The organism is Streptomyces sp. NPDC050704, assembly GCF_040654355.1.
In the GTDB taxonomy this organism is placed as follows: Bacteria; Actinomycetota; Actinomycetes; order Streptomycetales; family Streptomycetaceae; genus Streptomyces.
This window is the reverse complement of sequence record NZ_JBFAHW010000057.1, coordinates 1-12,066: the sequence shown is the minus strand read 5'-3', so window position 1 is coordinate 12,066 and position 12,066 is coordinate 1. Positions and strand designations below refer to the sequence as shown.

Here is a 12,066-nt window from a genome sequence, read left to right as displayed (position 1 = left end):
TTGAGGGACTCACGTGGCAGAGGCGGAGCGCATCATCGGTACGCCGGATACCCCGGACGCGGCGGGAGCCGAGCCGGAGCAGACCGACAAGAGCGCGGCGCCGGGCGACCGGTCCGACGCCGAGGAGACGCGGAGCCCGGCCGAGCCGTCCGGCGCCGACTCCGGTTCCGGCGAGGCGCGGGCCGAGGCCGAGCGGCCCAGGGGCAGGCGCCGGATCGCCGTGCTCTTCACGGTGGCCGTCCTGGCGTACGCGCTGGACCTGATCAGCAAGATGATCGTGGTCGCGAAGCTGGAGCACCACGAGCCGATCGAGATCATCGGGGACTGGCTGAGGTTCGAGGCGATCCGCAACGCGGGCGCGGCCTTCGGCTTCGGTGAGGCCTTCACGATCATCTTCACGATGATCGCCGCCGCGGTGATCGTGGTGATCGCCCGGCTCGCCCGCAAGCTCTACAGCGTGCCCTGGGCGATCGCGCTCGGCCTGCTCCTCGGCGGTGCGCTCGGCAACCTCACCGACCGGATCTTCCGCTCGCCGGGCGTCTTCGAGGGTGCCGTCGTCGACTTCATCGCGCCCAAGCACTTCGCGGTCTTCAACCTCGCCGACTCCGCGATCGTCTGCGGCGGCATCCTGATCGTGCTGCTGTCGTTCCGCGGCCTGGACCCGGACGGGACCGTCCACAAGGACTGACGTACCGGCCGGTCCACGGGTGTCCTTGGGCACTGGCGTTCGGTTCTGGTCAGGTGTTGTCGGAGCCGTCCGGCATACTCGACGGGTGAGCACCGTTCCCGAGATCCGCAACCTGCCCGTGCCCGACGGCCTGGAGGGCGAGCGCGTAGACGCCGCCATTTCACGCATGTTCGGCTTCTCCCGCACGAAGGCCGCCGAGCTTGCCGCGGCGGGGAAGGTCACGGTCGACGGCTCGGTGGTCGGGAAGTCCGAGCGGGTGCACGGCGGTGCCTGGCTGGAAGTGGAGATGCCGCAGGCACCCGCGCCCGTGCAGATCGTCGCCGAGCCCGTCGAGGGCATGGAGATCGTGCACGACGACGATGACGTGGTCGTGATCGTTAAGCCCGTCGGCGTGGCCGCGCACCCGAGTCCCGGCTGGTCGGGTCCCACGGTCATCGGCGGCCTCGCCGCCGCCGGGTACCGGATCTCGACCTCCGGCGCCGCCGAGCGCCAGGGCATCGTGCACCGCCTGGACGTGGGCACCTCGGGCCTGATGGTGGTGGCCAAGTCGGAGTACGCGTACACGTCGCTGAAGCGCCAGTTCAAGGAGCGCACGGTCGACAAGCGCTACCACGCGCTCGTGCAGGGCCACCCGGATCCGACCAGCGGCACCATCGACGCACCCATCGGACGGCACCCGAACCACGACTACAAGTGGGCGGTCACGGCCGAGGGCAAGCCCTCGATCACGCACTACGACCTGATCGAGGCGTTCCGCGCGGCCTCGCTGCTCGACATCAAGCTGGAGACCGGGCGTACGCATCAGATCCGCGTCCACATGGCGGCCCACCGGCACCCCTGCGTCGGCGACCTGACGTACGGCGCCGACCCGACTCTCAGTAAGCGGCTCGGTCTCACCCGGCAGTGGCTGCACGCCGTGAAGCTCGGTTTCGAGCACCCCGGGGACGGCCAGTGGGTCGAGTTCGAGTGCGGCTATCCCGAGGATCTTCAGCAGGCGCTGGACCGCGTCCGGGAGGAAAGCTACGCATGAGTTCGCCGCCCTACGTGCCGTCCTACGTGGTGCGGGTCGCCGAGGACCCCGCCGACCGTGAGGCCTGTTTCGCGGTGCGGAAGGACGTCTTCGTGGTCGAGCAGGGGGTCTCTCCGGACCTTGAGTACGACACGTACGACGCCGATGCCGTGCATGTGGTCGCCGTGCGGGACGACGGATTGCCGCTGGGCGCGGGACGGCTGCTGTACGGCGAGGTGGCGGCGGCCAAGACCGGCGGTGAGTCCGGCGTCGGGGCCCTGGGACGGCTCGCCGTCGTGAAGGCCGCACGGGGGCTCGGCGTCGGGATCGCGCTCGTCCGGGGGATCGAGGACGCGGCACGCGCGCTTGGGCTGGCGGTGGTCGATCTGCACGCGCAGACGCATGCGCTGGGGTTCTACGAGCGGCTGGGATACGTGGCGTACGGGCCTGAGTTCCCCGACGCCGGGATACCGCACCGGGCGATGCGGCGCTCTCTCTAGCCCGGAGACGGGCCCGCCCGGGCGGGTGTTCGCCCGGGCCCCGGCGGGGGTTCACCCGCGCCCGTCCTTCAGTGGCACGCTGGATGTCTGCTCGTGTGATCGTCCAGACCCTTCGGAGCACTGACCGTGGATCAGCTGGCCCTGTTGTTCGTGCTGTTGCTCGGGGCCGTGGTGAGTGTCCCGCTCGGGGACCGCTTGCGGCTCCCTTCCCCGGTGCTCATGACGCTGCTCGGGATCGTGCTGGCCGTCCTCGACTTCGTACCGAACGTGGACATCCCGCCCGAGCTGATTCTGCCCGCGCTGCTGCCGCCACTGCTCTACGCCGCCGTGCGGCGCACCTCCTGGCGGCAGTTCACGGCCAACAAACGGCCGATCTTCCTGCTCGCCGTGGCGCTGGTGTTCGTCACCACCGTCGTGGTGGCCGTGGTCGCCCACGCGATCGTGCCGGGGCTGCCGATCGCCGCCGCCGTGGCGCTCGGCGCGCTCGTCGCACCGCCCGACCCGGTCGCGGCGACCGCCGTCGCGGGGCAGCTCGGGCTGCCGCGCCGGCTGGTGTCGATCCTGGAGGGCGAGGGGCTGTTCAACGACGTGACGGCCATCGTGCTGTACCACGTGGCCATCGCGGCCGCCGTCAGCGGCACCTTCTCGCTGCCGAGTGCCGCGCTGGACCTCGTGCTGTCCGCCGTGGTCGCGGTCGCCGTCGGGCTGGCGCTCGGATGGGCCACCAACCGGCTGATGGACTTCCTCGGGGACGCGACGCTGCAGGTCGGGCTGACGCTGCTGGTGCCGTTCGCCTCGTACGTACTGGCCGAGGAACTGCACGGGTCCGGGGTGCTGGCCGTGCTCACCACGGCACTGTTCCTGGCGGAGTACGCGACCGACGGCGACGACGTCATGGTGCGGCTCGCCGGGCACACCTTCTGGGACGTGGTCGACACACTGGTCACCGGGGTCGCGTTCGGGCTCATCGGGCTCGAACTGCACAACGCGATCAGTACGGCGGCCGGGCGGTGGACCGAACTGCTCGGGTGGGCCGCCGCGATCGTGGGCGTCGTCGTGTTCGTACGGCTGGCCTGGCTGCTGCCCGCCACCTGGCTCACCAAGCGGCTGCACGCGAAGCGGGACTACGACGAGGACATTCCCATGAGTTCGCGGGAGACCGTCGTCATGTGGTGGGCGGGGATGCGCGGGGTGGCCTCCGCGGCCCTCGCGCTGGCCATTCCGCTGGAGATGGACGACGGTTCGGCGTTCCCGAACCGGGACGAGATCATCTTCATCGCGTTCGGGGTGATCATGGCGACGCTCGTCGTGCAGGGGCTGACTCTGCCGTGGCTCGTTCGCAGGCTGGGGGTGCGGGCCGACACAGGGAGGGAGAAGGAGTTCGAGAAGGGGCTGGCCCTGCGGGCGGCCAAGGCGGCGAAACGGCGGCTCCGGGAGATCGAGGAGGTCGAGGAGCTGTCGGACGAGCTCCTGGAGCAGTTGCTGCGCCGGGCCCTCGACATCGGGCTGCGGATCAGCCCCGAACTGGCGGAGGACGAGCGACGCGAGGCTCATGAACAGCGGGTCCGGCGGATCAAACGGGTCCGGCGCATTCAGGGGGAGATGCTGTCGGCGGCCCGGCACGAGGTGCTGGCGGCACGGAGTGAGCCCGGGGCCGATCCGGAGATCGTGGACCGGGTGTTGCGGCATCTGGATGTGCGTAGCCTGAGGTGATCGGGGCCTGAGGTGACCGTCCGCAAGAGCTCGTTGCATTGTGCAGTTATCTCTTCGTAGGGTCTCCCCCATGGCACGCAACGTGGTGATCAGCGGAGGCGGTACGGGTATCGGGCTTGCCGCGGCCCGGATGTTCGCGGCGGACGGGGACCGGGTGCTGCTGCTCGGGCGCAGAGCCGAGGTGCTGGAGAAGGCGGAGGTGCCCGGGGCGCTCACGTACGCGGCCGATCTCAGCGAGGTCGAAGGGGTGCGGGCGGTAAGGGAGTTCGTGGCGGCCGAACTCGGCACGGTGGACGTGCTCGTGCACAGTGCGGGTGGTGCCGGGAACCTGGAACCCGAGGCCGTCGGCGACGACCCGCTCGACATCGTCGCGCACAACTGGACCGTCAACTTCCGGCTCAACACGCTGACGGCCGCGCTGCTCACCGAGGCCCTGCGGGAGCGGCTCGCGTCGCCGGGCGGGCGGGTGCTGTTCCTCAGCTCCATCGCCGCGTACCGGGGCTCCGGGAGTGGGGCGTACGGGGCGTCCAAGGCCGCGCTGCATCCGTACGCCTTCGATCTCGCCCGGCAGTTGGGGCCGCGCGGCGTCACCGTGAACCTGGTGGCGCCCGGCTATGTCGAGGACACCGAGTTCTTCGGCGGGGCCATGGCGGAGGCCCGCCGCGAGCGTCTGATCGGCGAAACCTCGACGGGCCGCGCGGGCACGCCCGGCGATGTCGCCGAAACCCTCCACTGGCTTGCCTCACCCGCGGCCGGACACATCACGGCTCAGGTGGTCCAGGTGAACGGCGGGGCGGAGCGGGGGCGCTGAGCGCTCCGCTGGAAGAACGGTGAGGTGATGATGTACCTGCGGGCCGGTGGGGGCTGGTCGCGCCCACGCGGCGGAGCCGCATATGTCACAGCCCCGCGCCCCTTACGGGGGCGCGGTACCGCACCGAACTCGGCCAAGGCCGCTCAGAGGGCGGCCCTCACCCCCGCCCCGTCCTTGGTGGTTCCACCGCGCGGCCCCGGCTGTTGCGCGGGGGTGCGCCGTCGACGCCGTTCGGGCGTGGGTGGCCCGGTGGGAGGAGGGCGTCGGCCGTGTTGACCCGGGGGAGGGCGTAGGGGTGGTGGGTGGTCAGCCAGGCGATCATCTGTTCGCGGACCGTGACGCGTACCGTCCAGACGTCGTCCGCGTCCTTCGCGGTGACCAGGGCGCGTACCTCCATGGTGCTGGCGGTGGAGTCGGTGACGGCGAGGCCGTAGTCGCGGCCGTCCCAGGCGGGGCATTCGCGGAGGATGTCGCGGAGTTTGCCGCGCATCTCCTCCACGGGCGCGCTGTGGTCCAGCTGGAAGAAGACCGTGCCGGTCATCTGCACGCCGCCGCGGGACCAGTTCTCGAACGGCTGGGACGTGAAGTACGAGACCGGCATGGTGAACCGGCGCTCGTCCCAGGTGCGTACGGTCAGGAAGGTGAGGGTGATCTCGTCGACCGTGCCCCACTCGCCGTTCACCACCACCACGTCACCGAGTCGCACCATGTCGCCGAAGGCGATCTGCAGCCCCGCGAACATGTTGCTGAGCGTGGACTGTGCGGCGACACCGGCGACGATGCCGATGATGCCGGCCGAGGCGAGCAGTGAGGCGCCGGCCGCCCGCATCGGGGGGAACGTCAGCAGCATCGCGGCGACCGCGACCACACCGACGATCGCGGAGACCACGCGCTGGATCAGCGTCACCTGCGTACGGACCCGGCGGACCCGGGCCGGGTCGCGGTGGGCGGCGGCGTAACGGGTGTACGACGTCTCCACTATCGCCGCCGCGATCCGGATCACCAGCCACGCCGCCGACCCGATGAGCACCAGCGACAGGGTCCGGCCGACCCCGACCGCGTGGGCCGGGAACAGCTTCGCCTCTTCGTACGAGCCTCTCAGCACGGCCGCGCACAGTACGAGCTGGAAGGGGATGCGGCCGCGGCGCAGCAGGCCCCACAGGGGCGTCTCGGGGTGCCGTTCGTCGGCCTGCCGCATCAGCCGGTCGACAGCCCAGCCGACGAGCAGCGTCAGTACGACCGAGCCGCCGACGACGATCAGCGGACGCAGTACGTTCTCCATGCCTCCGACCGTAACCGGATCGGGGCCGCCATGAACATGTGGTCCAGGCCCCGTCGTATACGCGCTGCCCACAGCCGTGCACACCTCGGACGGGCGTTGTCGGTCCCGGCTGGCACCATGGGCCCATGAACATCATGCTCTTTCATTCGTCCTACGGGCCGCGCCCCGCGGTCCGGGACGCGGCGGACCGGTTGCGCGCGGCGGGACACGAGGTGTGGACGCCCGACCTCTTCGAGGGGCGCACGTTCGAGACCGTCGAGGAGGGCATGACCTTCAAGGACGAGATCGGCAAGGACGAGCTGCTCAGACGCGCGATCCTGGCCGCCGCCCCGTACTCGGAGCGGGGGCTCGTGTACGCCGGATTCTCGTTCGGTGCCGCGACCGCGCAGACGCTCGCGCTCGGCGACGACAAGGCCCGCGGGCTGCTGCTCCTGCACGGCACGTCCGACATCGCGGAGAGTGCCTCGGTGGACGGGCTGCCGGTCCAGCTGCATGTCGCCGAGCCGGATGCCTTCGAGCCGGACGACTGGCTGAGCGCCTGGTATCTCCAGATGAGCAAGGCGGGTGCCGATGTGGAGATCTACAGATACGCGGGGGCCGGGCACATCTACACGGACCCCGGCCTGCCGGACTACGACGAGGAGGCCGCCGAGGCCACCTGGCGGGTGGCGCTCGGCTTCCTCGACAGCCTGTAGTGCCTCTGAGCCTGTAGTGCCTCTGAGCCTGTAGTGCCTCTGTGGTGTCAGCCCACCGGGGCGTACACCCGTTCCACCTTCTGCGTACCGCTGCGCGTGCGGTACGAACGGGCCCAGGACGTCGTCGCGTTCGCGGACGTGCGGTCGGAGACGACGTAGTAGTCCATCTGCGCGCGGTCGGCGGTGAGGTCCAGGACGCCGTAGCCGTGGCGGTCGGTGTCGACCCAGTGGACGTGCCGGTTGGCGGCGCGGATCACGGGCGAGGCGAGGGCCGAGACCGTGCCCTCGGGGACCTTGATGATGTCGTCGAGGTTGTCGGAGGTCACGGACGTGACGACGAACTCGGTGGCGGCGGAGGCGGACAGCGGGTACGTACCGGCGTTGTACGGCACGTCGTTGGCCCAGGCCATGTGGATGTCGCCGGTGAGGAAGACGGTGTTGCGGATCGCGTTGTCCCGCAGATGGGCGAGCAGTTCGCGGCGGTCGTCGGTGTAGCCGTCCCACTGGTCGGGGTTGAGGGCCAGGCCCTCCTTGGGCAGGCCGAGCAACTCGGCGAGCGGCTTCAGCAGTTCGGCGGAGAGCGAGCCGATGGCGAACGGGGCGATCATGACGGAGTTGCCGACCAGCCGCCAGGCGGTGTCCGAGGCCTTCAGGCCCGCCTTCAGCCAGTCCAGTTGGGCCCGGCCGGTGAGCGTACGGTTCGGGTCGTCCACCGAGCCGTTGCCGACGGACACCTGCTGCGAGCGGAACGAGCGCAGGTCCAGGAGCGAGAGGTCGGCCAGCCTGCCGAAGCGCAGCCGCCGGTAGGTGGTGCCCTCGATCGCCGGCCGGACCGGCATCCACTCGAAGTAGGCCTGCTTGGCGGCCTTCTGACGGGCGGCCCAGGTGCCCTCGGCGCCCTCGGTGTGGTTCTCGGCGCCGCCCGACCAGGCGTCGTTGGCGAGTTCGTGGTCGTCCCAGATCGCGATGACCGGGGCCTTGTGGTGGAGCGCCTGGAGGTCGGGGTCGGTCTTGTAACGCCCGTGCCGGGTGCGGTAGTCGGCGAGCGTGAGGATCTCGTGGGCGGGGGCGTGCGGGCGTACGACCGTGCCGCGGGCCGCGTACTCGCCGGTCGGGTACTCGTAGATGTAGTCGCCCAGATGCAGCCAGGCGTCCAGATCGCCGCGCGCGGCCAGATGCCGGTACGCCGAGAAGTAGCCGGCCTCCCAGTTGGCGCAGGAGACGACGCCGAAGCGCATCGAGGCGACGGCCGCGTCGTGGGCGGGAGCGGTGCGGGTGCGGGCGGTGGGCGAGTCGGTGCCGCCGCTGGAGAAGCGGAACCAGTAGTCCGTGGCGGGCTTCAGGCCGCGGATGTCCGCCTTGACGGTGTGGTCGGTGGCGGCGGACGCGGTGGTGGAGCCCTTGGCCACGACGGTGGTGAAGGCCTTGTCGGTGGCCACGGTCCAGCCGACCTCGATGGCCGGGCCGAGTCCGGAGCCGGGCATCGCCTCGGCCGTGGGCGTCACCCGGGTCCACAGCAGGATGCCGTCCGGCAGCGGGTCGCCGGAGGCGACGCCGTGCAGGAACGCGGGGGTCTCGGCGGCGCGGGCGGGCAGCGCGGCGGCGAGCGGGGCGCCGATGACGGCGGTGGCCGCGGCTGCCTTCACCACCGTACGGCGGCGCGGGCCGGGGGAGTTGGGGCTGGAGTGGGATCTGATGCGACTGGTCACGGCCGATCAGATTACTGATCAGTAAGTAGTTCGGTAAGGGGAAGGACGCGAAGGGCGGGCGAACTCGGAAGAGTTCGCCCGCCCTTACGCCGTGCGTTACTCGATCAGCGCTACTTGGTGACGCCCGCGTCCTTGAGCGCGGTCTCCCAGGCGGCCACGCTGCTCGGGTTCTCGATCTTCTTGTCGTTGATCTTGATGGTCGGGGTCGAGTCGACGTCCTTGGCGGTGTCGAAGGTCTTGCTCATCTTCATCGCCCAGGCGTCGTACGTGCCCTTCTCGACGGCGTCCTGGAACTTCTTGTTGTTCTTGAGCGCGTCCACCGTGTTCGCCACCTCGATCAGGTAGCTGTCCTTGGCGAACTCGTCCTTCGTCTCCTCGGGGTGGTACTTCGTCGAGTACAGCGCGGTCTTGTACTCCAGGAACGCGTCGCCGCTCACGTTCAGCGCGGCGCCGAGCGCACTGAGCGCGTTCTTCGAGCCCTCGCCGCTGAGGCTGTTGTCGAGGAAGGTGCCGACCGTGAAGGAGAGCTTGTAGTCGCCGTCCTCCATGCCCTTGTTGACCGTCTCGCCGACGGTCTGCTCGAAGGAGGCGCAGGCCGGGCAGCGCGGGTCCTCGTAGAGGTGGACCGTGTTGTCGGTCTTGGAGTCGCCGATCACGACGGTCGTGCCGTTCGTGCCGCTGGTGTTGGCGGGGGCGACGACCTTCGCGTCGGCGGCCTCGTCCCACTTCGAGGGCTCGTTGTTCTGCACGACGGCGTAGCCGATGCCGCCGGCTATCGCGAGGACGGCGACGATCGACCCCGCGACGATGGCCTGCCGCTTGACCTTGTTGCGCCTGGCCTCGCGCTCGCGCTCGACGCGCAGCCGTTCACGGGCAGCCGACTTCGCGGCCTGACTGTTCCTCTTGCTCATGATCGTGTTCTCCGTGGTGATGGCGGATGGCCGGGGACTGTTCTGCTCTGCTCAGGCGAAAACGGCCGAGCAGGGCGGTCCACGCCGTCCCAGGGAGTGCACGAAGAGCCGCGTACGCAGGACGGCGACCCGGAGCGTGGGTCGCGGCAGGGGGCGTACGGGAGTGCGGCGTACGGCCACCGCGGCGACCGCGAGCATCAGCGGCCGGAAGGTGGCCGCGGCCACCGCGCCGAGGAGCTGGGCCAGGGCCCGCTCGCCGCGCCGCAGCCAGGCGGCCGCGAACAGGCCCACACCGATGTGCGCGCCGAGCAGCAGCCAGGCGGCGGCCGGGTCGGCGTGCGCGAGCAGGGCGGCGGCACGGTCGCCGTCGCCGGTCACCCGGGCCAGCGGCGCGCCGACCTCGCCGCCGCACAGGACGTCGAGGCCGATGGAGCGCAGCGGGCCCGTGACGGGTCCGCCCGCGCTGCCGTAGCAGGCGTGCTGGCCCGTGGTGAACAGCGTGTCGGCGGCCAGCTCCAGCGGGATCAGCAGGGCGGCGATCCGCCCGAAGCCGCGCTCACGGCCCGCCAGCGCGTACGCGACGACGAAGACGGCACCACAGAGCGCGGCCACGGTGGCCAGCGGCAGCGGGACCCCGGACAGCAGCACGTGCGACGCGGTGCTGAGGGTCACGACGAGTGCCGTGAACAACGCCGCGCGCACGGCTCTGAGCTGGATCCCGGTTATGTCCATAGCGCTGGAAAGTGTGTCACGTACTCCTGTAGGAGGTCCCTAAAAGGTTCCTGTGAAGTGAGCCGGCGACGGGCCGGCCCGACCGGGGGCTGGGCTACAGACCTGGAATCCGGCCGTTGCGGAACAGGTCCACGAAGATCTGGTGGTCGGCACGCGCGCGTGCGCCGTACGCGTGCGCGAAGTCCACGAGCAGGTCGCCGAAGCTGTCCTCGTCGCCCGCGATCGCCGCGTCGATGGCGCGCTCGGTGGAGAACGGCACCAGCTCCGAGTGGCCGCTCTCGTCGTCCGCCGCCGAGTGCATGGTCGCGGTGGCCCGGCCCAGGTCGGCGACGACCGCCGCGATCTCCTCGGGGTCGTCGATGTCGCCCCAGTCCAGGTCCACCGCGTACGGCGAGACCTCGGCGACCAGCTGGCCCGCGCCGTCCAGCTCGGTCCAGCCGAGCCACGGGTCCGCGTGCGCCTGGAGGGCGCGCTGGGAGATCACCGTGCGGTGGCCCTCGTGCTGGAAGTACTCGCGGATCGAGGCGTCCGTGATGTGCCGGGAGACGGCCGGGGTCTGGGCCTGCTTGATGTAGATCACCACATCGTTCTCCAGGGCGTCGCTGTTGCCCTCCAGAAGGATGTTGTACGAAGGCAGCCCTGCCGAGCCGATGCCGATGCCGCGGCGGCCCACGACGTCCTTGACCCGGTACGAGTCGGGGCGGTCCAGGGACGACTCCGGCAGCGTCTCCAGGTAGCCGTCGAAGGCCGCGAGGACCTTGTAGCGGGTGGCCGCGTCCAGCTCGATGGAGCCGCCGCCCGACGCGAAGCGGCGCTCGAAGTCGCGGATCTCGGTCATCGAGTCCAGCAGCCCGAAACGGGTCAGCGAGCGTGCGTCACGCAGCGCGTCGAGGAGCGGGCCCTCGGCGGTGTCCAGCGTGAAGGGCGGCACCTCGTCGCTCTTGGCGCCGGTCGCCAGGGCGTGGATCCGCTCGCGGTAGGCCGCCGCGTAGGTCCGTACGAGACCCGTGATCTGCTCGTCGCTCAGCGCCTTCGCGTAGCCGATCAGGGCCACGGAGGCCGCGAGGCGCTTGAGGTCCCAGGTGAAGGGGCCGACGTACGCCTCGTCGAAGTCGTTCACGTTGAAGATCAGCCGGCCCTGGGCGTCCATGTACGTGCCGAAGTTCTCCGCGTGCAGGTCGCCGTGGATCCACACCCGCGAGGTGCGCTCGTCCAGGTACGGCCCACCCCGCTTCGGCCCGAACCCGATGTCGGCGGTCAGGTCGTGGTAGAAGAGGCCCGCCGTGCCGCGGTAGAAGGCGAAGGCCGACGCCGCCATCTTGCGGAACTTCACGCGGAACGCGGCCGGGTCGGCGGCCAGGAGCTCGCCGAACGCGGTGCCGAAGACGGCGAGGATCTGTTCGCCGCGTTGCTCGGCGCTGAGCTGCGGGTCCGACATCGCGGGGTGCCTCCTGGTGCAGGTGGTGCATGACGAGTGGGACGAATGTGGCATCCGCCGGGACGGACGTCTCCGTCCATCTTGCAACGGACGAAGGAGCGCGGGAGTGCCCGTGACCCACCCATGAAGATACGGGGGGAGACCCCTGCGAGTGTCAGTGCTCAGGCATAGACTTCGACGCTGTCCCCCAGACTGTCGGCAGCCTGTGGGCAGCCCGTCGACGCCCGTTCTTCTTGGAGGCCGAAGCCGTGTCAAAGCCGCCGTTCACGCACCTGCACGTCCACACCCAGTACTCGCTGCTGGACGGTGCCGCGCGGCTCAAGGACATGTTCGACGCCTGTAACGAGATGGGCATGTCGCACATCGCGATGAGCGACCACGGCAACCTGCACGGGGCGTACGACTTCTTCCACACCGCCAAGAAGGCGGGTGTCACGCCGATCATCGGCATCGAGGCGTACGTCGCCCCCGAGTCGCGGCGCAACAAGCGCAAGGTCCGGTGGGGCCAGCCGCACCAGAAGCGCGACGACGTGTCCGGTTCGGGTGGCTACACCCACAAGACGATCTGGGCGGCGAAC

The 12,066-nt window shown here is 70.3% G+C and carries 12 protein-coding genes; 7 read left to right on the top strand and 5 right to left on the bottom strand.

All coding sequences use genetic code 11. The annotated features are described in order from the left end of the window. The first annotated feature begins 13 nt into the window (after nucleotides 1–13). The 5 genes from lspA (at nucleotide 14) to AB0I18_RS29655 (ending at nucleotide 4,721) form a co-directional block, all read left to right on the top strand. Nucleotides 14–688, top strand: coding sequence for a signal peptidase II (gene lspA, locus AB0I18_RS29675; RefSeq protein ID WP_363108682.1), 675 nt, complete (start codon nucleotides 14–16; stop codon nucleotides 686–688). An 85-nt stretch (nucleotides 689–773) separates the two neighbouring features. Further along, nucleotides 774–1,718, top strand: a complete 945-nt coding sequence (locus AB0I18_RS29670; RefSeq protein WP_363108681.1) for an RluA family pseudouridine synthase — start codon at nucleotides 774–776, stop codon at nucleotides 1,716–1,718. Further along, nucleotides 1,715–2,197 carry a GNAT family N-acetyltransferase gene (locus AB0I18_RS29665; protein WP_363108680.1) on the top strand — a complete coding sequence of 161 codons (483 nt, stop codon included), beginning with the start codon at nucleotides 1,715–1,717 and terminating at the stop codon, nucleotides 2,195–2,197. Before AB0I18_RS29670 ends, AB0I18_RS29665 begins: the two co-directional genes overlap by 4 nt. Nucleotides 2,198–2,323: 126 nt before the next feature. Then, a complete protein-coding gene (locus AB0I18_RS29660; protein WP_363108679.1) occupies nucleotides 2,324–3,910 on the top strand; it encodes a Na+/H+ antiporter in 1,587 nt (528 codons plus the stop codon). 70 nt (nucleotides 3,911–3,980) lie between these two features. Then, nucleotides 3,981–4,721 carry an SDR family oxidoreductase gene (locus AB0I18_RS29655; protein WP_363108678.1) on the top strand — a complete coding sequence of 247 codons (741 nt, stop codon included), beginning with the start codon at nucleotides 3,981–3,983 and terminating at the stop codon, nucleotides 4,719–4,721. Between the two features lie 157 nt (nucleotides 4,722–4,878). Here AB0I18_RS29655 and AB0I18_RS29650 read toward each other — a convergent pair whose 3' ends face one another. Further along, nucleotides 4,879–6,003, bottom strand: coding sequence for a mechanosensitive ion channel domain-containing protein (locus AB0I18_RS29650; protein ID WP_363108677.1), 1,125 nt, complete (start codon nucleotides 6,001–6,003; stop codon nucleotides 4,879–4,881). A 125-nt stretch (nucleotides 6,004–6,128) separates the two neighbouring features. On the opposite strand from AB0I18_RS29650, the gene AB0I18_RS29645 reads away from it, so the two are divergent. Continuing rightward, the gene (locus tag AB0I18_RS29645; protein ID WP_363108676.1) at nucleotides 6,129–6,698 is read left to right on the top strand and encodes a dienelactone hydrolase family protein; all 570 of its coding nucleotides are present in this window, start codon (nucleotides 6,129–6,131) and stop codon (nucleotides 6,696–6,698) included. A gap of 47 nt (nucleotides 6,699–6,745) precedes the next feature. Here AB0I18_RS29645 and AB0I18_RS29640 read toward each other — a convergent pair whose 3' ends face one another. The 4 genes from AB0I18_RS29640 to AB0I18_RS29625 form a co-directional block, all read right to left on the bottom strand. Beyond that, nucleotides 6,746–8,407 (bottom strand): alkaline phosphatase D family protein, encoded by a 1,662-nt coding sequence (locus tag AB0I18_RS29640; RefSeq protein ID WP_363108675.1) that lies wholly within the window; start codon nucleotides 8,405–8,407, stop codon nucleotides 6,746–6,748. A 110-nt stretch (nucleotides 8,408–8,517) separates the two neighbouring features. Continuing rightward, nucleotides 8,518–9,318, bottom strand: coding sequence for a DsbA family protein (locus AB0I18_RS29635; RefSeq protein ID WP_363108674.1), 801 nt, complete (start codon nucleotides 9,316–9,318; stop codon nucleotides 8,518–8,520). Between the two features lie 51 nt (nucleotides 9,319–9,369). After that, on the bottom strand, nucleotides 9,370–10,050 hold the full coding sequence (locus AB0I18_RS29630) for a hypothetical protein (RefSeq protein ID WP_363108673.1): 681 nt from the start codon (nucleotides 10,048–10,050) through the stop codon (nucleotides 9,370–9,372). 94 nt (nucleotides 10,051–10,144) lie between these two features. After that, a complete protein-coding gene (locus AB0I18_RS29625) occupies nucleotides 10,145–11,488 on the bottom strand; it encodes a DUF2252 domain-containing protein (RefSeq protein ID WP_363108672.1) in 1,344 nt (447 codons plus the stop codon). A 248-nt stretch (nucleotides 11,489–11,736) separates the two neighbouring features. On the opposite strand from AB0I18_RS29625, the gene AB0I18_RS29620 reads away from it, so the two are divergent. Beyond that, a partial coding sequence (locus AB0I18_RS29620) for a PHP domain-containing protein (protein ID WP_363108671.1) occupies nucleotides 11,737–12,066 on the top strand: 330 nt, incomplete at its 3' end.